Annotated in this window: 22 protein-coding genes and 2 tRNA genes; 13 read left to right on the plus strand and 11 right to left on the minus strand. The window is 32.7% G+C overall.

Annotation, left to right across the window (positions count from 1 at the left end; all coding sequences use genetic code 11):
• Nucleotides 1–46 precede the first annotated feature (46 nt).
• Nucleotides 47–484 carry a cytochrome c oxidase assembly factor Coa1 family protein gene (locus tag C8N26_RS03770; protein WP_120186137.1) on the plus strand — a complete coding sequence of 146 codons (438 nt, stop codon included), beginning with the start codon at nucleotides 47–49 and terminating at the stop codon, nucleotides 482–484.
• Here the strand turns inward: C8N26_RS03770 and bioA are convergent.
• From bioA to C8N26_RS03785, 3 genes are read right to left on the minus strand one after another with little or no spacing between them, the layout of a single operon-like run.
• A complete protein-coding gene (gene bioA / locus C8N26_RS03775) occupies nucleotides 470–1,735 on the minus strand; it encodes an adenosylmethionine--8-amino-7-oxononanoate transaminase (RefSeq protein WP_120186138.1) in 1,266 nt (421 codons plus the stop codon). The genes C8N26_RS03770 and bioA overlap by 15 nt on opposite strands.
• Entirely contained in the window at nucleotides 1,732–2,346 is a 615-nt protein-coding gene (gene bioD / locus C8N26_RS03780; RefSeq protein WP_120186139.1) for a dethiobiotin synthase, read from the minus strand. The genes bioA and bioD overlap by 4 nt, the downstream gene beginning before the upstream one ends.
• On the minus strand, nucleotides 2,343–3,473 hold the full coding sequence (locus tag C8N26_RS03785; RefSeq protein WP_120186140.1) for an aminotransferase class I/II-fold pyridoxal phosphate-dependent enzyme: 1,131 nt from the start codon (nucleotides 3,471–3,473) through the stop codon (nucleotides 2,343–2,345). The genes bioD and C8N26_RS03785 overlap by 4 nt, the downstream gene beginning before the upstream one ends.
• A 231-nt stretch (nucleotides 3,474–3,704) precedes the next feature.
• Between C8N26_RS03785 and C8N26_RS03790 the strand changes: the two genes are divergently transcribed.
• From C8N26_RS03790 to C8N26_RS03820, 7 genes are all read left to right on the plus strand, one after another.
• Nucleotides 3,705–5,213: a sodium/pantothenate symporter gene (locus tag C8N26_RS03790; protein WP_120186141.1), complete on the plus strand. Its 1,509-nt coding sequence runs from the start codon at nucleotides 3,705–3,707 to the stop codon at nucleotides 5,211–5,213.
• Nucleotides 5,188–6,690, plus strand: a complete 1,503-nt coding sequence (locus C8N26_RS03795; protein WP_120186142.1) for a class I adenylate-forming enzyme family protein — start codon at nucleotides 5,188–5,190, stop codon at nucleotides 6,688–6,690. The genes C8N26_RS03790 and C8N26_RS03795 overlap by 26 nt, the downstream gene beginning before the upstream one ends.
• A gap of 3 nt (nucleotides 6,691–6,693) precedes the next feature.
• Entirely contained in the window at nucleotides 6,694–7,638 is a 945-nt protein-coding gene (locus tag C8N26_RS03800; RefSeq protein ID WP_120186143.1) for an alpha/beta fold hydrolase, read from the plus strand.
• Nucleotides 7,638–9,056 (plus strand): tetratricopeptide repeat protein, encoded by a 1,419-nt coding sequence (locus C8N26_RS03805; protein ID WP_120186144.1) that lies wholly within the window; start codon nucleotides 7,638–7,640, stop codon nucleotides 9,054–9,056. The genes C8N26_RS03800 and C8N26_RS03805 overlap by 1 nt, the downstream gene beginning before the upstream one ends.
• Nucleotides 9,057–9,211: 155 nt before the next feature.
• A complete protein-coding gene (locus C8N26_RS03810; protein ID WP_120186145.1) occupies nucleotides 9,212–11,650 on the plus strand; it encodes a TonB-dependent receptor in 2,439 nt (812 codons plus the stop codon).
• Between the two features lie 26 nt (nucleotides 11,651–11,676).
• Nucleotides 11,677–12,459, plus strand: coding sequence for an alpha/beta fold hydrolase (locus C8N26_RS03815; RefSeq protein ID WP_120186146.1), 783 nt, complete (start codon nucleotides 11,677–11,679; stop codon nucleotides 12,457–12,459).
• On the plus strand, nucleotides 12,452–13,222 hold the full coding sequence (locus tag C8N26_RS03820; protein WP_120186147.1) for a 3-hydroxybutyrate dehydrogenase: 771 nt from the start codon (nucleotides 12,452–12,454) through the stop codon (nucleotides 13,220–13,222). The genes C8N26_RS03815 and C8N26_RS03820 overlap by 8 nt, the downstream gene beginning before the upstream one ends.
• 146 nt (nucleotides 13,223–13,368) lie before the next feature.
• Here C8N26_RS03820 and C8N26_RS03825 read toward each other — a convergent pair.
• Nucleotides 13,369–13,445: transfer RNA gene (locus C8N26_RS03825), tRNA-Asn, on the minus strand.
• A gap of 58 nt (nucleotides 13,446–13,503) precedes the next feature.
• A tRNA-Asn gene (locus tag C8N26_RS03830) sits at nucleotides 13,504–13,580 on the minus strand.
• 273 nt (nucleotides 13,581–13,853) lie between these two features.
• Between C8N26_RS03830 and C8N26_RS03835 the strand changes: the two genes are divergently transcribed.
• The 5 genes from C8N26_RS03835 to C8N26_RS03860 all read left to right on the plus strand — a co-directional run bounded on the left by C8N26_RS03835 (nucleotide 13,854) and on the right by C8N26_RS03860 (nucleotide 19,589).
• Entirely contained in the window at nucleotides 13,854–16,580 is a 2,727-nt protein-coding gene (locus C8N26_RS03835) for a 2-oxoglutarate dehydrogenase E1 component (RefSeq protein ID WP_120186148.1), read from the plus strand.
• 117 nt (nucleotides 16,581–16,697) lie between these two features.
• Nucleotides 16,698–17,906 (plus strand): 2-oxoglutarate dehydrogenase complex dihydrolipoyllysine-residue succinyltransferase, encoded by a 1,209-nt coding sequence (gene odhB, locus C8N26_RS03840; protein WP_028892180.1) that lies wholly within the window; start codon nucleotides 16,698–16,700, stop codon nucleotides 17,904–17,906.
• A 120-nt stretch (nucleotides 17,907–18,026) separates the two neighbouring features.
• Nucleotides 18,027–18,371: a hypothetical protein gene (locus C8N26_RS03845; protein ID WP_120186149.1), complete on the plus strand. Its 345-nt coding sequence runs from the start codon at nucleotides 18,027–18,029 to the stop codon at nucleotides 18,369–18,371.
• Nucleotides 18,372–18,756: 385 nt separating this feature from the next.
• Complete coding sequence (locus C8N26_RS03855; RefSeq protein WP_120186151.1) at nucleotides 18,757–19,203, plus strand: SRPBCC family protein; 447 nt, start codon at nucleotides 18,757–18,759, stop codon at nucleotides 19,201–19,203.
• A gap of 14 nt (nucleotides 19,204–19,217) precedes the next feature.
• Nucleotides 19,218–19,589 carry a VOC family protein gene (locus C8N26_RS03860; protein WP_120186152.1) on the plus strand — a complete coding sequence of 124 codons (372 nt, stop codon included), beginning with the start codon at nucleotides 19,218–19,220 and terminating at the stop codon, nucleotides 19,587–19,589.
• A gap of 58 nt (nucleotides 19,590–19,647) precedes the next feature.
• On the opposite strand, the gene C8N26_RS03865 is transcribed toward C8N26_RS03860, so the two are convergent.
• The 6 genes from C8N26_RS03865 to C8N26_RS03890 form a co-directional block, all read right to left on the minus strand.
• The gene (locus C8N26_RS03865; RefSeq protein WP_028892184.1) at nucleotides 19,648–19,851 is read right to left on the minus strand and encodes a hypothetical protein; all 204 of its coding nucleotides are present in this window, start codon (nucleotides 19,849–19,851) and stop codon (nucleotides 19,648–19,650) included.
• A gap of 36 nt (nucleotides 19,852–19,887) precedes the next feature.
• Nucleotides 19,888–21,201, minus strand: coding sequence for a Fe-S cluster assembly protein SufD (gene sufD / locus C8N26_RS03870; protein ID WP_120186153.1), 1,314 nt, complete (start codon nucleotides 21,199–21,201; stop codon nucleotides 19,888–19,890).
• A gap of 42 nt (nucleotides 21,202–21,243) precedes the next feature.
• Nucleotides 21,244–21,993, minus strand: coding sequence for a Fe-S cluster assembly ATPase SufC (gene sufC, locus C8N26_RS03875; RefSeq protein ID WP_028892186.1), 750 nt, complete (start codon nucleotides 21,991–21,993; stop codon nucleotides 21,244–21,246).
• Nucleotides 21,994–22,069: 76 nt separating this feature from the next.
• The gene (gene sufB, locus C8N26_RS03880) at nucleotides 22,070–23,518 is read right to left on the minus strand and encodes a Fe-S cluster assembly protein SufB (protein ID WP_120186154.1); all 1,449 of its coding nucleotides are present in this window, start codon (nucleotides 23,516–23,518) and stop codon (nucleotides 22,070–22,072) included.
• A gap of 33 nt (nucleotides 23,519–23,551) precedes the next feature.
• The gene (locus C8N26_RS03885; RefSeq protein WP_028892188.1) at nucleotides 23,552–23,881 is read right to left on the minus strand and encodes a HesB/IscA family protein; all 330 of its coding nucleotides are present in this window, start codon (nucleotides 23,879–23,881) and stop codon (nucleotides 23,552–23,554) included.
• A gap of 136 nt (nucleotides 23,882–24,017) precedes the next feature.
• On the minus strand, nucleotides 24,018–25,085 hold the full coding sequence (locus tag C8N26_RS03890; protein ID WP_211327783.1) for a cytochrome-c peroxidase: 1,068 nt from the start codon (nucleotides 25,083–25,085) through the stop codon (nucleotides 24,018–24,020).

Here is a 25,085-nt window from a genome sequence, read left to right on the forward strand (position 1 = left end):
CTAAAGAAAATAAAAATATTTATCTTGGTATAAAATTATTAAAGTTATGAGCGAACAAAGACAAAAAAGTTGGTTTGGAAGAAATTGGTTGTGGTTTATACCATTAACAGGATGTTTAGGATTTATTTTATTAATTGTTTTAGGTGTAGGAGCGGCATTTTTTGGAGTATCAAACATGATAAATAACGCAACTCCTGTAGAATATGCGATAGAGCTAGCAGCCAAAAATGAATTGGTTATTAAAAACTTAGGAGAGCCGATTGAGAAATACGGGATTCCTTCAGGAAATATTTCGCTTACAAATGATGATGGAGATGTTGATTTTTCTATTCCAATACGAGGAAGTATAGGAGAAGGAACTTTAGTTATTAGAGGAATTAAAATAGATGGTGAATGGGTTTATGAAGATTTGTACGTTCGAATTAGAGATACCCAAGAAGAGATTAATTTGTTAGAAAAGGAAAAAGTTCTAGAGGCTATCTAGAACTTTTTCTATACTTGTATATATTTTGTTAAGTTGTTCCTTTGTGATAACATAGGGAGGTTGAATGTAAACGGTGTTTCCTAATGGTCTTAAGAAAACCCCTTCATTCATAAAAGATTTTAAAAGCTGGTCACGCAACGTTCCATAACGACCAGAATTGGTGTTTAAATCAATAGCTAAAATAACTCCTTTGACTCTTGTTGAATTTACTTTTGGATGACTTTCTATTTTTTTGGCAAAAGTTTTATTAGACTTTTCAATAAACTGAATATTGTTCTGGATTTCTTGAGCTTTCAAAAGCTCAATACTCGCTAGTGCAGCACTACAAGCTATTGGATTCGCAGAATAAGTATGACAATGAAAAAAACCTTTGGAAATATCATTGCCTAAAAAAGCAGTGTAAATTTCTTCAGTACAAGAAGTAATTGACATAGGAACTAAACCAGCCGTCAGTGCTTTACTTAAACATATAATATCTGGTTTTGTAGCAATTTCATCAGAAGCAAAATTGTTACCTGTTTTTCCAAAACCAGTCATTACTTCATCTGCGATGGTAAGAATATTATTGCTTTTGCAAACCTCCAAGATGTTGTTTAGATCTTCGGCCTTATGAATTTTCATTCCAGCAGCTCCTTGAACTAAAGGTTCATAAATGAATCCAGCAACATTGTGTTCTGAAATAACCTGTTGTAATTTTTGTGCAATAGCCTCATTGTTTTCTCCATTCGGAACAGGAATACGCTGAATATCCATTAAGAAATCTTCAAAAGGGCCATTATACACAGATAACCCAGAAACAGACATGGCTCCAAATGTATCGCCATGAAACCCGTCTTCAAAAGCAATAAAAGTGTTGCGTTTTTCTCCCTTATTAAAATAGTATTGCAAAGCCATTTTAATTCCCGCCTCTACAGCAGTAGACCCATTATCATTAAAAAAGATTCTATTTTGATTCTCAGGAAGAATTTTGATCAATTCTTCTGATAATTTTACCGCAGGTTCATGGGTAAAATCGCTAAACATAATCTGATCTAAGGTTTGCATTTGTTGGTAAACACGACTGGTGATAAAATCGTTACAGTGCCCAAACATGCAGGTGTACCAAGAGGAAATAGCATCGATATATTCATTACCATGCTCGTCGGTTAGTATACATCCTTTTGCTTTTATAATTCCTAAACTATCAGGGTGTGTTTGGTGTTGTTTTAGTGGGTGCCACAAATGTTTTTTATCTCTTTCGGTTAAAGTCATAAATTTTCTTTGAATTTATCGGCGTATTCTTTAATCACATTTTTATCAAAATAAGGTTCTTCTTCAATACGTCCAATTACAGGAACCGTAGTCATTTTTTTGATAATATCTTCGGTGGTTTTGTGTTCGTTTCCTGAGAAAACTAATGAAACATCAAAACCTTTTTCCTTCAATAAGTTTACTGTTAGTAGTGTATGATTGATGCTTCCTAAATAATGACGAGAAACAACAATTACTTTATAATCTGGTTTTATAACATCCAATAATGTGTTTTTATCATTCAAAGGAACTAATAGTCCACCTGCACCTTCAATAACTAAATGGTTTTTTGTTGAAGGTTCTTTTGTGTTGTCAATTTCAATGGTAATTCCATCAATTTCAGCAGCAGCATGCGGACTCATTGGTGTTTTTAAAGCATATGAGTTTGGGTGAAAAACAGTTTTTGAATTTGAAATGAGTTTTTTAACCTTATGAGTGTCAGAATATTCTAAATCTCCCGATTGAATAGGTTTCCAATAATCAGCTTCTAAAGCTTCTGTTATGATTGCAGAAGCCACAGTTTTACCTACTTCTGTTGAAATTCCTGTAATAAAATATTTTTGTTGTTTCATGATGTTACAAAAGTAGCAAGCTTCTCTAAAACATCGGTAATTTCTTCTTTAGAATTATATGCGTGTAAACAAAAACGTAAACGTTCTTGATTTAAAGGAACGGTAGGTGATAAAATGGGTTTTACTTCAAAACCGCTTTTTTGTAATTGTAAGGCAATGTTTTTTACGCGTTCATTTCCTGAAATAACACAACAATGTATGGCAGAAGAACTTTCAATAAAACTTAATTGTAGTCTGTTTGATTCTGAAATGAAATGTTGAATATTTTCTTGTAGTTTCTGTAGGGAGTTACTAAAAGTTAATTCTTCGTAAGCAATCTTTATGGTAGCTAAAGCATGAGGAGACAAACCAGTAGTATAAATAAAACTACGGGCAAAATTTACAAGGTATTGTTGTAATTGTTCACTTCCTAAAATAGCTGCTCCATGACATCCTAAACCTTTTCCGAAAGTGATAATTCGAGCGAAAACGACATTTTCTAATTGCAGTTTTTGAATTAATCCAAAGCTAAAAACGCCTAAGGCATGCGCTTCATCTATAACTAAATGTGTGTTGGTTTGTTTGTTAATTAGTTGTGATATTGCTATCAAGTCAGGAGAATCTCCGTCCATCGAAAAAACAGATTCGGTAACCACATAAATTTCTAAGTCATTATGATGAACTCGTTTTAGGAGCTCTTCAAGATGAGTTAAATCGTTATGCTTAAACTTAAACGATTTCGCATTGGATAGTTGTATGCCGTCTCGTATGGATGCGTGAATAAACTCATCATATAAAATGATATCACCGCGTTGAGGTACTGAAGCAAAAAAACCGATGTTGGCGTCGTAACCAGAATTAAAAACTAAAGCTGTTTCAGAATTATGAAGTTTTGCTAGTTGTTTTTCAACTTCAGTATAGGGTTTATGATTTCCTGAAAGTAGGCGAGAACCCGTTGCGCCATTAATTTTACTGTTATTATCAACTAAAAATTGATGTGTTTTATTAAAAATAACTTCAGATTTAGCAAACCCTAAGTAATCGTTTGAAGAAAAATCGATAAGCGAGTTTTCTTTACCAAGTTTTCTTAGAGAGTTTTGTGCTACTCGTTGTGAAATTTTTTGCTGTAGTTTCTTAGGAAATTGCATAGTGTAAAAATAAAGAAGTACTTTTTATATTGTGACTATTTAATTAGAAAACTTAATATAAGAGTGAAAGTCTTTTTTTAATAAAGTCTCACTTTTAATTACTTTTGTTTTAAAAAGGAAAAGTACTAATATTTTGTTTTTTTTAATAAAGTCTCACTTAAATAAGGTTAAATTTATCAACTATAATGTTCTAAAGTTTTTTTATTTGTTTTTTAACAGATCTTATAATTTATGATAGCGTCAGAAAAGTTAGTAACTTACATGTATGTTTTGTTAGCAGTTTATGCTGCTATAATTTTATATTTCGTAGTACGTGGTGCGCGAAAGAATACAAATATAAAGGATTACGCTGTCGGAAATATAGGTTTTCCTGCTTGGGTTGTAGGGTTGTCATTAGCGGCTTCTATGACAAGTGCTGCTACCTTTATTATCAATCCTGGGTTTATTGCATTATATGGTGTTTCAGGAGTAATTTCTTTTGCAATTGTTCTGCCAATAGCAGCATTTATTTCGTTAATTGTTTTTACAAAAGGGTTTGCAAAATATGGTAGTACTGTAAAGGCAACCACTATGGCGCAGTGGATTGGGAAGCGTTACGAAAGTAAAAACTATGCTTTTTTCTTTGGAATCATAGCATTGTTACTCATTACGTTTATCGTTTTAATTAATGTTGGGCTTACTCAGGTAATCTCTAAAGCATTAAATGCAGAGCCTTTTTATGTGTTAATGGGGATTGTTGCATTTGTTTTTGGATATATGATGTTTGGAGGAGCGAATTCTATGGTATATACAAATACTATTCAAGCTATTATAATGTTTATAGTTGCGTTGATTTTACTAGGATCTGGTTTTGAATTTTTTAAAGGAGGATTTGGTGGTTTTATGAATAAATTATCAAGTATTGATCCTAATTTAACGAAGCCTACAAATTCAACAAGTTTTTTATTTAGAGATTATTTTGAAATAATTGTTACACAGATAATTATTGGAGTGGCGATTGTTTGTCAGCCACATATTATTACCAAATCACTGTTGCTAAAAGATGCTAAAAAAATTAACAATTACTTGTTTAGTGGAATTGTGTTTATGATTGTATTCTTTTTGGTAGTTATTGTAGGCTTATATGCAAGAATAAGTTTCCCAGATTTAACAGTTGATGGAAGGGTATTAAAAATGGATGAAATTATACCAACGTATGTAGTAGCTAAGTTTTCTGTTGGGGTGGGTCTAATTATAGTTGTGGGGCTTATTTCAGCAGGACTTTCTACGTTGGAAAGTTTAATACAATCGTTGTCAATCACAATTACTTCAGATATACTTGAGCCTATTTTTAAAGATAAGATAGGTGAAAATACAATTGCAGTAAATAAAATAGTAATTGTCATTTTAGCTATCGTAAGCTTTTTATTGAGTTGGGAGCAGATTAAAAATCCAGATGTGAGTGTGGCAATCTTCGCGCAAAATGGAGTGTATGCTTATTTTGCAGCAGCATTTGTACCTGTATTGTTTGGAACTTTTTTGAAAAATGTGTCAGTAAGGTCCGTTTTTATAGCGAGTATTACTGCCATTGTAGTGCATTTTGGTATTTATTATGGTAGGCTTACACCTTACATGCAAGAGCCTGTGAACAACCCAGGAGTTTCTGCTGCTTTTGGTATAGTTGCATCACTTGTAGTGGGGTATATATTTTATAAATTAGACGCTAAAAAAACAAATGAGCACGTTAAACTGGATAGCTAAGTGGGCAGATTACACGCCTAATAAAGTAGCGCTTACTTCTTATGATACTCTTGAAAATTATACGTACAGTGATTTAGATGTCTATGCGGATAGATTAGTAGCTCAGTTCACTAAAAAAGGGTTAGAAGAAGGGGATAGAGTTGCTGTTTTAGCAGAGCACGGTTTAGAGTACATCGTTCTTTTTGTAACTTGTCAAAGAATGGGGGTTATTTTGGTGCCTTTAAATTATCGCTTCTCGGTAAGTGAATTACAAAGATTAGTAGACGATTGTACGCCGAAATTATTTGTTTACAGTAAGAGTTTTATTGAGAAGTTTGAAGGGTTAGAATTAGGTAATACTTCTGTATTGTTAATGAATGATGTGAAATATTTCTATAAAAACAAAGCGGTTGAAGTTGTAAGAAAAGATTATACGATAAAGGAAGAGAATCCACTATTTATATTCTATACTTCTGGAACTACAGGAAACCCGAAAGGAGTGCTGTATACTAATAAAATGTTATTTTGGAATAGTTTGAATACTTCCATGCAGTTAGGTATTACATTTAGAGACTCTACATTAAATACTTTGCCACCTTACCATACATCAGGGTGGAATGTTTTTGTTACTCCATTATTACATAAAGGAGGGCATATAGGAATGCTAGAAAAGTTTGATGCAGAAAAGGTGTTGTGTTTGTTAGAGTTAAATGAAACGACATTGTTTATGGCGCTTCCAACAATGCTGTTAATGATGCAAAAAACATCTGTTTTTAAAAAGATTGGCCTCCAAGGGTTACGTTATATTATTTCTGGTGGAGAAAAAGTACCACCTGAACTGGTGTCATATTGGAAGAAAGAAAAAAACATATATATACGTCCAGGATATGGTTTAACAGAAGCAGGCCCTAGTATAACATCACTTCATCATAAAATGGCAGTGTTAAAACCTAACTCAATTGGGAAGCCTAATTTTTATTTGGAAACTAAAATAGTAAATAGAGAAGGAGAGAAAGTAAAGCCTAATGAAGTAGGAGAATTATGTATAAGAGGTAATATCGTAACTCCTGGGTATTGGAATAACTCTGTTAAAACTAACAATACAATTAAAAAAGGATGGCTGTATACAGGTGATTTTGTGTATATGGATGAAGACGGTTATTTGTATATGAAAGGAAGAAAAAATGACATGTATATATCTGGAGGAGAAAACATTTATCCACAAGAAATAGAAGCGCATTTAGAAACACTTAAAGGAATTAAAAAAGCAGTAGTGTTAAGTATGAAAGATGAAAAATGGGGAGAAATAGGGGTGGCTTTCATAACAGTTGAAGATAAAGATATTACAGTTGAAGATGTAAGAGCAGAATTAAAAGAAACATTAGTTCCCTATAAGCATCCAAAATATATATTCTTTTTAGATGAAATACCTTTAACGAGTGTAGGAAAAGTATCGAGAAAAGATTTGTTGCGCTATTTTAATTCGATTAAAACATAAAAGATGAAACAGATAAGTTTAGTGTTAATTTTTACATTGATAAATGCCATTGCATTTGCACAAAGCACAAAAAAAACAATGAAAGAAATGCTTTCAGACTATGAGTTTAAAACTAGATGTGTAAAAATTGACGACATAAATATTACATATCTAAAAGAAGGAAAGGGAGCTAAGACCTTACTTTTTTTACATGGCTTAAGTAGTAATGCTGATGCTTGGTTTAAAAATATAGAAACTCTAAAAGAGAATTATACCTGTGTGGCTATTGATTTACCAGGTCATGGAAAATCTTCAAATTTAGAAGAAGCTTATACGCCTACTTTCTTTGCTGATGTTGTGTTTAAATTTATCAAAAAGAAAAGATTGAAAAATGTGGTTTTAGTTGGGCATTCTATGGGAGGTCAAGCCAGTATGAAACTTGCATTACAGCATCCAGAAGTAGTGCAAAAATTAGTACTGATAGCTCCTGCTGGATTGGAGAAGTTTACTAAAGATCAAGGGAATATTCTTAAAAGTGTATATACTGCTGAGGTGGTAAAGAACACAACAAATGAACAGATTGCAAAAAATTATGCACTTAACTTTTTTGAACAACCAACCGAGGTGTCAAAAATGATAGAAGATCGTATTCGAATTAAACAAGCGTCCGATTTTGATGCTCATTGTAACGCTATTGTAAAAAGTGTATTTGGAATGTTGGATGATCCTGTACATAATGATTTAGAAAAGATATCTCAAAAAACCTTAGTTGTTTTTGGAGGTAAAGATATGTTAATTCCGAATAGATATTTACATCCAACATTAACGATTCAAGATGTAGGAAATGTAGCGAAAGATAAAATTAAAAATGCTACTGTAATGTATATAGAAAATTGTGGGCATTTTGCTCAGTTTGAAAAGCCTAAAAAAGTTAACTTGCTCATACAAGAATTTGTAGAAAGTGATTAATGAAAACGAAGCTTAAAAAATTTACAGAGTTTAGTAAAACTATTTTGCCAAACGAGGCGAAATATCTTCAAACAGTATATCAATTTAAAGGAGAAGAAAAATGTGTAATAAGTGATCTTATTATCAAAAATGCATTGTCTAAAAATGGTTTTACAGATTTTGATACTTCTATAGATAAACGAAAATACTCGTATGTAAAAGACTGGACTCAGAAAAAATTAACCAGTATAGATGTTGATGTTACGATAGATTGGTTAATGTCGTTAAAAAAGAAAATTTTAACTGATGCTATTACTTCGCAAGAAGAAAAAGAATTTCTTCACTATATAGTCTCTTACAAAACCATTGAACATAATTTTCAAAGTCTATATAATTTAGCTAAAGAATACAAATCGTATTTGTTAGTACGAATGCGTTATAATGATCATGAAATTGTGGCTAACTTTATTAAGGAGTATGAGGTTAACTATTTGAAGGCAAAAGAAATACATGAAAAACTGTATGAGGCAACTACCGAAATTACCAATCAATACACCTTAAATAATAATGAAACAAAACATCTAGAAGATTGGTTGTTACAAGTGTTTAAAGATGAGTCTATCGATGGTAAAAATCGTTACCAAGCATTTGTTTTGCTAGCTTTTATGTATACAAATTATAATGAGAATGATAAGTTAAAGTTACTTTTCGATCAAATTGATGCATATTTCAGTCAGGGTATAATGTATTCTAGACGCTTACTTTCTAACTACTATGCGAGTCGAGTTTTGTTACACTCTAAACAAAATGAGTTTGATGAGGCGGAGTTTTACGGGTATCTTTCAATTAGGCAGAATAACAATGATACCTTGATGTATTTAAATAATTTGGTGGCTATTTTATTACGAAATAACAAACCTGAAGAGGCATTTTCTTTACTTGAAAAGTACGATGGGCTTTATAAAGAAATTCATAATTACCATCAAAAAATAGGGTATTGTTCGTATAAGGTAAGAGTATTGTCAGAACTTAATAAACATAAAATTGCCGAAGCAACTGCAAAAACTTTTTTACGAAAGCATAAAAATGAGGTGCTAAAACATCGTTGGCATCATTTCTTTACCTCATATATTAATGTGTTAGTCACAGAAGAAAAATATGATGAAGTGTTAAAGTTGGCTTCTAAATTTAATTTGATTGAAAAAGAAAATGAACGTCAGAAAAAAAGTAATTATGTACCTAATATTTCTTGGAGCATTTCACTTTCAAGATATATGGAAGGTAAGATTAATTCAAACCGTTTGTTAGAAGAAATAAAACAACCTTTAAAGGGGGTAACACCAACAATTAATCAAAAACAGTTGATGTTCAGGGTGATAAATAAGTTGTCAGATAATCTTCCAGAGGCTTTTTTGAAATTAAAGTCTCATATTGAGTAACTTTCTTTTAAATACTGTGTTTTATATAGGGTTTTTATATTAAAAAAAAATAAAACAATTAAAAGTCACACTTTATAGTTTTTGTTTTTCAAATAGTTTATTTTCCATTTCCAGATAGATTGCGAGTGAAACAAACTTAATAACAATCTAAAATTATGAAAAAACTATTTTTCTTTTTAGTCTTAATTAGTTCTTTAACTCTAAGTGCACAAGGTACAGGAGGTATTCAAGGGGTGATTACAGATACAAATGGAGTGCCTTTAGCGGGGGCTACAGTATATATTAAAAGTATAGATAAGGGGATAGATGCTGATTTTGATGGGAAATTTGCAATTGAAAATATTAAAGAAGGAACCTATAATGTGCTTGTCTCATTCGTGGGTTTTGAAAGTGCAACCAAAACAGTAGCTGTTCAAAATGGAAAGAAAACACAACTAAACATTTCTTTAAAAGAAGCAAGTAGTGTTTTAGATGAGGTTATTTTAACAGCAAATAAAAAGCCACAAAAAATTACTGAAGTTCCAGCAACAGTTAATGTTATTACGGCAAAAGATATTCAGGATTTCCCAAGTTTTAATATAGGTGAATTAGCTGCTAGACAAAAGGGAGTTGATTTTGTTCGTAGTGGTGTTTTAGGAACTGGAATTAATATCCGTGGTTTTAATTCAGCATTTAACTCAAAGAATTTACAAATGACCGACGATAGAGTTTCTATGTTAATTGCAACAGGATTACCTTATGGGTCGTTTTCAACAGTTACAAAAGATGATGTTGAACGTGTAGAGATTTTATTAGGGCCAAACGGAACATTGTATGGACCAAATGCTCATAACGGTTTGGTAAGTACAATAACTAAAAACCCAAGAACTTCAGAAGGAACTACAATAGCGGTTGGTGCTGGAGATCAAAATGTAGTTACAGGTAGATTACGTCATGCGCAAGTATTGAGTGATAAGTTTGCCTATAAAATTCATTTAGAAAGTACACAAGGTACAGAGTTTAATTATGTAGATAGTGTGTATGTAGGAACGAAAGCGTATGGCGAGAAAAACTTAGATCGTGATTTTAATGCGTTAAAATATGGGGCTTCGTTATACTATAAGCCTACAAGTAGTTCTGAAATTACAGCATATTATGGGCATAGTAATAATACCAATTTAGCAGTAAATAGTACTGGTCGTAATCAAATTAAAGATTGGACAATAGATGTGGCTCAGTTAAAATACGTGTCTAAAAACTTTTTTGCTAATGCATATTATACATGGAGTAAAACAGATGAGACTTATTCTATAAATCAACGTACAAAAAATTATATAGCATTGGTTGATAATGGTTTTTCAGAAGAAGAAGCTTGGGATTTAGCGCTGTATGGAGGGGCTTTATTTAGAGATGCGTCAGAAAGGTTTAATGCTGAAGCACAGTATAATAATAGTTGGGGAGATTTTCACTTAACAACAGGAGTTCAGTATCAATTAGATATGGCAGATTCCAAAGGGACTTATTTGATGGATCAAGATGGTTCTATTGATGTAAATCAGACTGGAGTATATGGTCAGTTTGAATACAAGTTAAATTCAGGATGGAATTTCTTGGCAGGAATAAGAGCTGATAATCACGATATATACGGAACTAATTTGTTGCCAAAAGCGGCAATTACCAAAACAATTGGTGAGGGTACGTTTAGGTTAACGTATGGTAAAGGTATAGCAGCGCCAACAATTTTGAATTTAAAAGGTTATTTGTTTGAAGGGTTGTTGTTAGGTAATAGCGAAGGGTTTACGTTAACTGATGGAACTAAAATAAATAAGTTAGAAGTAGAAACTATCAATTCTTTTGAATTTGGATATAAGGGTAAACTGTCAGATAAGTTGTATGTTGATGCAAGTGCGTATTATAATATGTCAGAAAATTTTATAAGTCCAGCACTTGTTATAACAGACTTTGTTAATGGTAATTATGTAACTCATATAGGTAACGAGCCTATAGACCCAAATGCTGCAGGTGCTAGCGCTTCAAAACCAGTGTTAATTAGTTATGTAAATTTTGGAAGTGTTGATACTTATGGTGTTGATTTTGGATTGAACTATTATTTTACGGATGCTATTAGGGCGTCAATAAACTACTCGTATTTTGGTCGTAGTTTAGATAAAAATGATTTGAGTAATGATCTTAATTCAGATGGAAAAGTTTTAGAAACAGAATTACCTGTAAATACACCAGAAAATAAATTTAGTTTAGGATTTCACTATGGAGGAAAGAAATTATACGGTTCTGTTTTTGGTCGTTGGGTGCAAGATTATGATTTTTTCTCAGGAAGTCATGTAGCTGCTAAAACACAAGATTTAAATGGAGATGGAATAAATGATGTTATAGAAAATGGAAAAGGAGCAGTAGGAAACTGGAACTATGGACCTTTAGGTGGGTTTACTGTGGATGCTAATTTAGGATATAATTTAAATGATAATATATCTGTTGGTATGAATGTTACTAATGTTTTTGATGCAAGTGTAAGAGAGTTTGTAGCTTCTCCAGAAATAGGAAGACTAGTTTCATTCGAGCTTAAATATAACTTTAACGTATTTAAGAAAAATTAAAATCTAATCCGTTAAGCTTATAAAGTATGCCGAAAGTAAAAGTAAACAATATAGAGCTTGATTATGAAGAGTATGGAAAAGGCGAGGTTCTTTTGTTTCTTCATGGATTAGGTTCTACCAAAGCAGATTGGGATGCGCAAATCCCTTTCTTTTCAAAAAAGTATCGTGTTGTGGTAGTAGATCTTAGAGGGCATGGAAAAACTTCTATTCCCTCTAAAGATTACGGAGTCGAGTTTATGACCGAAGATATTAAACAATTACTAGATGTTTTAAAAATAGAAAAAGCCACGGTTGTAGGTTTTTCTATGGGAGGAGCAGTAGCTTTTCAATTGGCTTCCAGTTATCCTGAGTATATTAATAATCTGGTTATTGTAAATAGTGGTCCCGATTTTAATAATATGGGTAAAATAGGTGAAGAGTTGTTGAGTTCACGAACAGAGTTTTTAAAAACTAAAGGATTGCTTCCTTTGGCTAAAGAAATTGCTTATAACATGTTTCCTGAAGTTAATCAAATTGAAATAAGAAACCAATTTGAAGAAAGGTGTAAGGAGAATGATTATAACGCGTATTATAACTCATTTGTTACGTTGATGAATTGGGGTTTAGGAGATAGATTAAATGACATTACAGTTAGAACACTAGTGGTAGCTTCTGATATGGATTATACGCCTGTTTCTTTCAAGGAAGAATATGTAAAGAGAATGCCAAATGCAACGCTGTCTGTGATTGAAAACTCAAGACATGGAGCGGTAATAGATCAACCAGAGGCTTTTAATAAAATACTCGAAAATTTTCTGAATCATGAATAAAGTAGTGTTGATAACAGGAAGTACTAGCGGTATCGGTTTAGGTATTGCAGAAGCTTTTGCGAAAGCGGGTTACAATATTATGTTTCATGGTTTGGAAGCAGATGGAGATACAATAGCAAAAAGCGTAGGAGATAAGTATAATGTAAAAGTTTCTTTTTCAAATGCGAATTTACTTGTTGCTGATGAGGTTGAAGAATTAATAGAGCAAACAATAAAAGTATTTGGAGGGCTGCATGTGTTGATTAATAATGCGGGAATACAGTATGTAGCTCCAATAGAAGACTTCCCTAATAATAAGTATGAAAATATTATTGCTATTAATATGAATGCTGCTTTCTATGCTTCAAAAAAGGCGTGGAGCTTTATGAAATATCAGAAATTTGGTAGAATTATCAATGTTTCGTCAGTTCATGGGTTAAGAGCTTCTGAGTTTAAAACAGCGTATGTGACAGCAAAACATGGTGTAATTGGTATGACTAAGGTTTTAGCGTTGGAAGGTGCGCCTCATAATATAACCTGTAACGCAATTTGTCCTGGATATGTAAAAACACCGTTAGTAGAAGGGCAAATAAAAGATCAAGCCAAAGCGCACCATATGTCAGAAGAAGAAGTAGTTGAAAAAGTAATGCTAAAAAAACAAGCAGTAAAGCAGTTTGTTTCGTTAGAAACGATTGCAGATATGGCTCTATTGTTAGCAAAAGACACTTCTTCAACTATTACTGGAACTTCATTTGCTTTAGACGGTGGCTGGAGTGCGCAGTAAAGTTTAATGAAAATCTTTGTTTCATTAATTTAGTATATACAAGAGCAGAAGTCTAGCTTACTAAATTGTTAGTAGGTTGGGCTTTTGTATAATTTTAAGTTTAGGTAAAATGAAAAATCCGATTTACAATGTAAATCGGATTTTTTTGGCTCCTCAACCTGGACTCGAACCAGGGACCCTCTGATTAACAGTCAGATGCTCTAACCAACTGAGCTATTGAGGAATGTTCTTGTAGAACAATCTATATGTGTTGTAGAAATTATCGGCTTCTACGTTGCCTTTGGCTCCTCAACCTGGACTCGAACCAGGGACCCTCTGATTAACAGTCAGATGCTCTAACCAACTGAGCTATTGAGGAATTTAAAACATACTTGTCTTAAAATGCGAGTGCAAATTTAAGTCCTTTTTTTATATCTGCAAATTATTTTTAGTAAAAAGTAAAACTATTTTTTCTTAATGCTGAAATTCAGTGCTTTATTTTTGATGAAAAGAGGTGTCTTTAACTCAAATTTAACAAAAACTAAAAACTCGTTAAAGAGTTTAAAATTAGGCTAAAAAGGAGTGCTATATTTGTTAAAAGTTGTACTTTTGTCAACATTATTCTTATAGACAGAAAAGTATAACAAAATATATGGACAAGTTTTCGTTCTTAAACGCAGCACACGCAGGTTTTATAGGTGATTTGTATGAACAATATCAAAAAAATCCTGATGCGGTAGAACCAAGTTGGAGAAGTTTTTTTCAAGGATATGATTTGGCTAACGAGAATTATTCATTAACAGATGAAGAAGTTTCGGTAGAAGTCCCTGAAGAAGTACATAAAGAATTTTTAGTAATCGATTTAATCAACGGTTACCGTACACGTGGACATTTGTTTACAAAAACAAATCCAGTTCGTAACAGAAGAACTTATACACCAACGTTAGAAATTGAGAACTTTGGGTTAAATCAAGGAGATTTATCCACAGTTTTTAATGCAGGTGAAATTTTAGGTATAGGTCCTAAAAGTTTAGCTGAGATTATAGATTATTTAAAATCTGTATTCTGTGAGAGCATCGGAGTTGAGTATATGTATGTACGCAACCCTGAAGAGTTAAAGTGGTGGAATGAGCGTTTAAACAAAAATGCAAACCATCCTAATTATGATGTAGAATCGAAAAAGTATATTCTTACCAAATTAAACCAAGCGTCAACTTTTGAAAGCTTCTTGCAAACAAAATATGTAGGACAAAAGCGTTTCTCTGTTGAAGGAGGTGAAACATTAATTCCTGGGGTAAGTGTAGCGCTTAGAGATGCAGCTGAATTGTATGGGGTAGAAGAATGTGTGTTAGGAATGGCACACCGTGGACGTTTGAATACTTTAGTAAACATCTTTAAAAAACCAATTCGCGATTTATTTAGCGAGTTTGAAGGGAAAGATTTTGAAGACCAAGATATTGATGGAGATGTGAAGTATCACTTAGGGTTAACCTTAAGTAAAGCGTATCAAGGAGGTCAAAAAATGAAAATGAATTTAGTTCCTAACCCATCTCATTTAGAAACAGTAGATGCTGTTGCTGAAGGAATTGTTAGAGCTAAAATAGATAAAGATTACGAAGGAAATGAAAACAAAATCCTTCCAATCTTAGTGCACGGAGATGCTGCAATTGCAGGTCAAGGAATTGTATACGAAGTTGTGCAAATGGCACAATTAAACGGATACAAAACTGGAGGTACTATTCATGTAGTAGTGAATAACCAAGTAGGATTTACTACTAACTATTTAGATGCACGTTCAAGTACGTATTGTACAGACGTTGCTAAAGTAACTTTATCACCAGTATTACATGTAAATGCCGATGATGCAGAGGCTGTTTGTCACGCAATGGAAATGGCAGTTGAATATCGTATGAAATTCAATAAAGACATTTTTATTGATTTATTAGGATATCGTAAGTACGGTCATAACGAAGGAGATGAACCTCGTTTTACCCAACCTAAACTATATAAAGCAATTTCTAAGCATAAAAACGCTAGAGAAATTTATGCTAATAAATTAATAGCAGAAGGTAGTATTACTACAGAATATCTAAAAGAGATTACTGAAGAATTTAAGGCACATTTAGAAACTGAGTTTGCTGAGTCTAAAAAGAAAGAAACAGCAAAAGTTCAAGAGTTTATGCCTGATGTATGGGAAGGGTTTGTACGCAAGCAGCTGCAAGAAATGTTACAACCTGTAGATACAACCTACTCAGTAGATGGTTTAAAAGGAATTGCAAGAGTTATTTCAAAAACACCAGAAGGACACAAGTTTGTTCGTAAAGCAGAACGTATCTTAAAAGGCCGTGAAAAAATGGTTTTTGAAGATAATTTGTTAGATTGGGGTACAGCTGAAAACTTAGCATACGGTACGTTATTAGAGGAAGGATACGATGTACGTATTTCTGGAGAAGATGTAGAAAGAGGAACGTTCTCTCACCGTCATGCAATTATGCGTGATGAAGAAACCTTAGAGCGTGTTAATTTGTTAAACACAAACCCTAAGAATAAAGGAGAGATGACTATTTACAACTCTCACTTATCAGAATACGGAGTGTTAGGTTTTGATTATGGATATGCAATGGCAGCTCCAAATACCTTAACCATTTGGGAAGCTCAGTTTGGTGATTTTGCCAACGGAGCACAAATTATGTTCGACCAATATATCTCTTCAGCAGAAGATAAATGGAAGTTACAAAACGGATTAGTAATGTTACTACCTCACGGGTATGAAGGTCAAGGACCAGAGCATTCATCAGGTAGAATTGAACGTTTCTTACAATCATCATCAACTGATAACTGGACAATAGCAAACTGTTCTACACCAGCGAATATGTATCATATTTTGCGTCGTCAGATGAAACGTGATTTTAGAAAACCATTAATTGTTTTCACACCAAAAAGTTTATTACGTTTACCAAAAGCAGTAAATCCTATTGAAGATTTAGCAAACGGAACTTTCCAAGAAGTGATTGATGATACTATCGATACATCAAAAGCTAAGAAAATGGTGTTTTGTACAGGTAAATTCTACTACGATTTATTAGCAGAGCGTGAAAAATTAGGAAGAGAAGACGTTGCTTTAGTTCGTATAGAACAATTGTTCCCATTACACAATGATAAAATTAAAGAAGTAATGGATAAGTATCCAAATGTAGAGCGTTACGTTTGGGCACAAGAAGAACCTAAAAATATGGGAGCTTGGAGTTATATGTTAGAACGTTTTGAATTAGCTAGGTTAGAATGTGCTTCAGAAGAGTATCGTTCGGCACCAGCAGCAGGTTCAAGTGCACGTTTTAGAAGACGTCATCAAGCTATTATAGATAAGGTTTTTGATTAAAAAATAAATGCGTTAGGGATTGAAGCAAGCTACCGTGTAGCGCGAAAAGCCCGACCCGATAGGGAAACGCCCAAATAAAAGAAATAAAATAATTCAGATATATAAAATTTAGAACTGATGGTTTTAGAAATGAAAGTTCCTTCTCCGGGGGAATCAATTACAGAAGTAGAAATCGCAACTTGGTTAGTTGAAGATGGTGATTACGTTGAGAAAGATCAACCAATTGCCGAAGTAGATTCTGACAAAGCAACGTTAGAATTGCCTGCGGAAGAAAGCGGAATAATCACTTTAAAAGCTGAAGAAGGTGATGCAGTAGCAGTAGGAGCTGTAGTTTGTCATATTGATATGAGTGCTGCAAAACCTGATGGAGCAGCAGCACCAAAAGCAGAGACACCAAAAGCTGAAGAGAAAAAAGAGGCGCCAAAAGCTGAGCCTGCTAAAGAAACGTATGCTACAGGTACAGCATCTCCAGCAGCTAAGAAAGTTTTAGCTGAAAAAGGAATGAGTGCAGCTGACGTTAAAGGAACTGGTAAAGATGGTCGTGTAACAAAAGAAGATGCTGTAAAGGCAGTTCCATCAATGGGAACTCCAGGTACAGGTGCACGTACTAGTGAGCGTAAGAAATTATCTATGTTACGTCGTAAGGTTGCTGAGCGTTTAGTTTCTGTAAAGAATGAAACAGCAATGTTAACTACGTTTAACGAAGTAAACATGCAACCAATATTCGACTTACGTAACGAGTATAAAGAAGAGTTTAAAGCGAAACACGGAGTAGGTTTAGGGTTTATGTCATTCTTTACCTTAGCAGTTGTAAGAGCTTTAAAAATGTATCCAGATGTAAACTCTATGATAGATGGAGATTACAAAATAAGTCACGATTTCCAAGATATTTCTATTGCAGTATCAGGACCTAAAGGATTAATGGTACCTGTAATTAGAAACGCAGAAAACTTAACGTTTAGAGGTGTTGAAAGTGAAGTAAAGCGTTTAGCATTACGTGCACGTGATGGACAAATCACAGTGGATGAAATGACAGGTGGTACTTTTACAATCACTAACGGTGGTGTATTTGGTTCTATGTTATCTACACCAATTATCAACCCTCCACAAAGTGGAATTTTAGGGATGCATAACATTGTAAATCGTCCAATGGCGGTGAATGGAGAGGTAGTTATTCAGCCAATTATGTATGTAGCATTATCATATGACCACAGAATTATTGATGGTCGTGAGTCTGTTGGGTTCTTAGTAGCTGTTAAGGAAGCCTTAGAAAATCCAGTAGAATTGTTAATGGATAACAATCCTACTAAAGCATTAGAAATGTAGTCGAAAATTTCGACTTATAAATATCTAAATCCCGCACAGATAGTGCGGGATTTTTTTATTTAGTTTTGATTCTAGATGATAAATAATTATATTAGTTGAAATGCTTTTTAATTGCTTGAAATGAAAAATATTGTATTTATAATTTGTTTGCTCATAGCTTCTTTTAACACCTACTCTCAACAAGTTGAATTTGAAAATGAATTTGGACAAGAAAATGTAAAAATTTTAAACTCACTTCTAAAAGATTTTGAAACCAATACGTTAAAAAAGGAATATCCGAATGTTGCATTAGAAAATGCTTATAAAGAGTTTCTAGAAGCTATTGTGGAAGAAAATTATTCGGTTCTAGAAAAAAGTAGAGGTAGTTTTAAAGAAAATAACTTTAAGCTACATATATATATTGTGTTCCAGATTCTGCTTGGATTGAAAAAAGGCTGCCTTCTTCAGAAAAAAAAGGATTTTTAATAAAAGAAAGGTATAAATACTTAACAACAAATAATACGACTGGATATACAGAATCAACCATATTTTGCTGTGATAATAAGGATAAAACACTTGAGCTCTTGAAAAAGGAAAGAGTTCAGGTACATCTTTCAGGATTGTATATAAAGGCTTTAAAAAAGATATCTAACAAATCAGAATTTATTAAAAACTATCTTCACTACATCCAAATTACTGCTGATCCTATTCATCCTAATACAATGTCAAATTATATTCTCATGAATGATATTGATGTAAACGATTATTTTGTGAAAAGGATATTATTTATAAATAATGTTTATAGATAAGACGGGGTTTTTATTTTGATTTAATTTTTTAGTAACTTTAGTATCTATAAAATCAGGTGATTATGAAAGTCATTAAAGAAGGATTTACCGTTTATCATAATTTTCCTATAAAGGTATTGTCTAATGAAGTTTTTAAGGCTATTACCAATCCTCAAGACTTGGTGCATTGGTGGCCGCTTAAGTGTACCGGTATACCTAAACTAGGAGCTGAATATAATTTCTTTTTTGGAGAACCTTATAATTGGTATGGTGAAGTAGTAAAATATGAAGAACATTCTTCTTTTTACATAAAAATGACAAAGTCTGATAAAGATTGGAGTCCTACAACGTTTGGTTTTAACTTGTATGAAAAGGATGATGGAATCACTTGGGTACACTTTTTTCACACTGGTTGGATAGAAGAGAATGATCATTTTAAACACTCTTCGTATTGTTGGGCATTGTTGCTAAATGGACTTAAAAATTACGTTGAAAAAGGAATCATTATACCTTTTGAAGATAGAAATTAAAAAAGATATATAATATGAAACTAGGGGCGTTTTCAATTAGTTTATCGGTGAAGGATATTGATAAATCGAAAGAGTTTTATGAAATGTTAGGGTTTACAGTTTTTGCAGGTCAAATAGAAAAGAATTATTTGATTATGAAAAATGGGAATTCGTTAATTGGTTTGTTTCAAGGTATGTTTGAAAATAATATTCTTACGTTTAATCCAGGGTGGGATGAAAGCGCAAACAAGTTAGATGATTTTGATGATGTAAGAAGTATTCAGCAACATTTAAAAGAAAATCACATCAAATTGAAAAGAGAAGTTGACGAAAGCACTTCAGGTCCCGCAAGTATTATATTCTTTGACCCTGATGGAAATACCATTTTAATAGATCAACATGTGTAAAATAAAAAGCGGAAAACTTATATAAGTTTTTCCGCTTTTTATTTTATTGTTATAACTTCTACTTCTTACCCCAAAAAGAACTAAAGGCAATAGCTACTATACCAATAATTATGGTAATATATGAGCCAGTATTGTCTTGTACTTTTAATAAATCCACATCTCCTACAGAAAGTTGAGTTTCTGGTTGTATAAGAGTATAAACTCCATAAGCTAAAATTACGATGCCAGCAATTAATACTATTGATTTAAAGTTTTTACCCATAATTAATTGTTTTTCATAAAGATATGAAAAAACAACTTATAGTTCAAAACCAATATTAACGCCTAATTTATTAGCAATTAATTGGGTAATTCTTTTTTTAACTTCAGGTATTTTAACACTTTCTAAAACAGTGTTGGCAAAAGCATACATTAATAAAGCGTTCGCTTCCTTTTTAGGAATTCCTCTTTGTTGCATATAGAATAATGCTTGGTCGTCTAATTGACCAATAGTACAACCATGTGAACACTTAACATCATCAGCAAAAATTTCTAACTGTGGTTTAGCATTTATGGTAGCTTTATCACTAATTAATATATTGTTGTTTTGTTGATAAGCATTGGTTTTTTGAGCTTCCTTTTCAACAATAACTTTTCCGTTAAACACTCCAGTAGAGCGATCTCCGTAAATACCTTTATAGTCTTGGTGGCTCTCACAATTAGGTTCAATATGATTAACCAAAGTATGATGATCTACATGTTGCTTACCTTCAATAATGGTAATTCCTTTCAAAATTGAGTTGATATGCTCTCCTTTTTGATAGAAATTTAAATTATTACGAGTAATATTTCCACCGAAAGAGAAGGTGTGTACAGAACAGGTACTCTCTTTTTGTTGCTCAATGTAAGTGTTGTCTACTAAAGAAGCATTTTCATTGTCGTTTTGAATCTTATAATAGTCTACTGTAGCATGTGTATCTGTAAAAATTTCAGTTACAGAATTCGTTAAAACAGCATTACTATTAAGATTTTGATGACGTTCTATAATTTGAACATGTGCATTTTTTTCAACAACAATTAAGTTACGAGGTTGTAACATTGCTGCATTTTCTTTTCCTGTATTAAAGTTGATAATTTGAATAGGTTTTTCAACTTCAACATTTTTAGGAATGTGAATAAAAGCACCTTCGGAAGCAAATGCAGTGTTTAAAGAAGTTAAATTATCTTGCTTAGCTATTTTATTAAAATACTTCTCTATTACGGGTTTGTATTTGTCTTTTGAAAAAGCAGCTGATAATAAACAAACATCTTTTCCATCATGAGTAGTACTTGATAAGAAAGAACTGTATTTACCATCTACAAAAACAATTTTGTAGCTGTCTATTTCATGAATAAAATACTTCTTTACATCTGCTAATTCTATTGCGGCTTCACGATCAGGAAATATGCTGTAATCTTCTTTTAAAATTGAATTTAAAGAAGTGTATTTCCAAGCTTCTAACTTTTTAGTAGGAAACCCTAACTTTTCAAAGTTCTGTAGTGCTTTTGTTCTAATTTCGTGTAAATCAGAGTTGATGTTTATACCGTTTTCAAAAGCTACGTATGATGATAATATTTTTTCTTTTAACTCCATTGTTTCTTACTGTCATTACATCCTAGCGGTAATTAAAATTAATTACGCTAATTCGTTTTTAATCCAATCGTATCCTTTTTCTTCAAGTTCTAAAGCAAGAGAAGCATCTCCTGTTTTAACGATTTTTCCATCGTGTAAAACGTGTACATAGTCAGGAACGATATAATCTAATAAACGTTGGTAGTGTGTAATAACTACTACTGCGTTGTCTTTAGATTTTAATTTATTAACTCCATTAGCAACAATACGTAGTGCGTCGATATCTAAACCAGAATCTGTTTCATCTAAAATAGCTAGTTTAGGCTCTAACATTGCCATTTGAAAAATCTCATTACGTTTTTTTTCACCTCCAGAAAAACCTTCGTTTAATGAACGAGATAAGAACTTACGATCGATTTCTAACAATTCTGACTTTTCACGAATCTTTTTTAACATGTCTTTAGCAGGCATTTCTTCTAAACCTTTTGCTTTACGAGATTCGTTAATAGCAGTTTTGATAAAATTCGTAACAGTTACTCCAGGAATTTCTACAGGATACTGGAATGATAAAAATACACCTGCATGTGCTCTTTCTTCAGGAGCTAATTCGCTAATATCTACGCCTTCTAATTCAATAGAACCAGAAGTCATTTCGTAAGTTTCATTACCAGCAATTACAGATGATAAGGTACTTTTACCAGCACCGTTAGGTCCCATAATTGCATGAACCTCTCCTGCTTTTACTTCTAAGTTAATCCCTTTAAGAATATCTTTACCTTCTACTTGTGCGTGTAAGTTTTCTATTTTTAACATGTTTCTATGTCATTTCGCTTTTTTATCAAAAAGCATTTTTATTATTTTGAAGTTTTCAAATTAACAGATACGTTAATTATCCAACACTTCCTTCTAAACTAATTTCTAATAATTTTTGAGCTTCTACAGCAAACTCCATTGGTAACTTATTTAGTACTTCTTTACTAAATCCATTTACAATTAATGCAATGGCTTTCTCGGTATCAATACCACGTTGGTTACAATAGAATAATTGGTCTTCACCAATTTTACTAGTGGTAGCTTCGTGTTCTATTTGAGCCGATTTATTTTTTACTTCAATGTAAGGGAAGGTGTGAGCACCACACTCATTACCCATTAATAAAGAATCACATTGCGAGAAGTTACGTGCGTTTTCTGCTCTAGAATTAATCTGAACTAATCCGCGGTAACTATTTTGTGATTTTCCAGCAGAAATTCCCTTAGAAATAATAGTTGATTTTGTGTTTTTTCCTAAGTGAATCATCTTGGTACCTGTATCTGCTTGCTGGTGGTTATTGGTAACTGCAATTGAGTAAAATTCACCAACAGAATTGTTTCCTTTTAAAATACAACTAGGATATTTCCATGTAATTGCTGATCCTGTTTCAACCTGAGTCCAAGAAATTTTAGCATTGGTTTCACACAAGCCTCTTTTAGTTACAAAGTTGAAAACACCACCTTTTCCTTCTGAATCACCAGGAAACCAGTTTTGAACTGTTGAATATTTTATTTCAGCATCGTCTAAAGCAATAAGCTCAACAACTGCTGCGTGTAATTGATTTTCGTCACGTTGTGGAGCGGTACATCCTTCTAAATACGAAACATAACTACTTTCGTCAGCAACAACTAAAGTACGCTCAAATTGCCCTGTTCCTCCTTCGTTAATACGGAAGTAAGTTGATAGTTCCATAGGACAACGAACCCCTTTTGGAATATAACAGAAAGATCCGTCAGAGAATACTGCTGAGTTTAATGCAGCATAAAAGTTGTCTGTTGGTGGTACAACTGACCCAATATATTTTTTTACTAATTCTGGATGCTCTTGAATCGCTTCAGAAATAGGCATAAAAATAATTCCTTTTTCAGCAAGTGTTTCTTTAAAAGTAGTAGCTACAGAAACAGAATCCATTACAATATCAACTGCTACGTTAGCTAATTTTTTTTGTTCCTCTAAAGAAATTCCTAATTTTTCAAAAGTGGCTAGTAAATCAGGGTCAACCTCATCTAAGCTGTTTAATTTAGGTTTCTTTTTAGGTGCTGAGTAGTAAGAAATATCTTGAAAACTCGGTTTTTTATAGGTAACATTAGCCCACTCTGGTTCTTCCATTTGTTCCCAAATTCTAAAAGCTTCTAAACGCCATTCAGTCATCCATTCTGGCTCGTTCTTCTTTTTAGAAATGGCACGAACGACATCCTCGTTTATCCCATTAGGAAACTTTTCACTTTCAATATCAGTATAAAAACCGTACTCGTATTCTTTGGTTTTTAATTCTTCTCTTAAATCGTCCTCGGTGTATTTACTCATCAGTTTTTTTGTATTCTTTTTGATGTATAGGTTTTATAGAGAAAAGCTTTCTCCACAACCACAAGTTCTGTTAGCATTAGGATTGTTAAACACAAAACCTTTACCGTTTAAACCTCCAGAATATTCTAAAGTTGTCCCCACTAAGTATAAAAAGCTTTTTTTATCGACAACAATTTTTACCTCATTGTCTTCAAAAACTTTATCATTTTCTTGTTGGGTTTTGTCAAAAGTTAAGTCGTATGATAATCCTGAACAACCACCACTTTTTACTCCAACACGAACAAAGTCGGTTGTAGTATCAAATCCATCATCCGTCATTAGTTCAATGACTTTCTTTTTTGCTGTGTCTGAAACTTTTATCATCGTTTAAATAGATTAAATCTAAGTGAATTGCAAAGATAATGACAAAATATGATTTATATCATGTTTTGAAATGAATATAGTTATTAAACAATAAAATTTGTTTATACCTTAAAGCCTGTAGTAAATTGTTGTTATATTATTGCTGAAAATCAGGATTGTTTATAAAATTATTATCAGAAAGACTCAAAAGAAAAGTTTTTAAATCGGCTTTGTCTTTGTCTGAAAGTTGAACACCTCCTTGGTTTACTTTTTTCATCAAAGGATCGATAGTTAATGATTGTTTTAATCCTTCGGAATAGTGATTAATTACCTCATCTAAAGTAGTAAATCTACCATCGTGCATATAGGGAGCGGTAAAAGCTAAGTTTCGTAGTGAAGGACTTTTAAACTTTCCATTGTCATTTGGATCTCCTGTAACAGCACCTAAACCTAAATCGTTAAAGGTTTCGTCTAGCCCGTTGTTATGAAATTGATTGTCTGTCCAAAGTGGATTGTTGTCGCTACCATGACAATGAAAACAATCACCGCGAGCTTCATCCATGAAAACATTAAAACCGTTCAATTCTTCAGGAGTTAATTCAGTCTTACCTAAAAGGTATTGATCAAATTTTGAGCTTCCTGAAATCAAAGTTCTCTCAAACTGAGCAATTGCTTTTGTTACATGAGTTGAATCTATTTTAGAGGTTCCAAAAGCTTGCTGAAAAAGTGTTGGGTATTCAGTATGTTCTTGTAGTTTTTCTGCAACATTCTTCCAGTTGCTATGCATTTCAATTGGATTTCGAACTGGCGAAAAAGCTTGATGTTCGATGCTGAAATCTTTTCCATCCCACATAAAACGTTCGTCAAAATTCCATGCTAAATTAAATAAGGGCATTGAGTTTCGCGTTCCTAGTTTGCCATCAACACCTTCACTAAAACGAGTATTATTAGTAAAAGCTTTTTTGGGATTATGACAAGAGGCACAAGATTGTGTATTGTCTTTTGATAAAATAGGGTCAAAAAATAATTTTTTGCCCAAAGCAATTCCTTCTTCGGTTAACGGATTATTTGTTGGGATAATTGGGGCAATTAATTTTTGCTGAAAAATTTCGGGGATTTTTAAACTTACTTGGACTGGAGTATATACATTTTCTATTTCTTCTTTTGAGGAGCAACCCATTAAAAGAAATAAGAATGAAAATAGGTATATACTTTTTTGTTTCAT

The organism is Tenacibaculum lutimaris, from assembly GCF_003610735.1.
GTDB lineage: Bacteria > Bacteroidota > Bacteroidia > Flavobacteriales > Flavobacteriaceae > Polaribacter > Polaribacter lutimaris.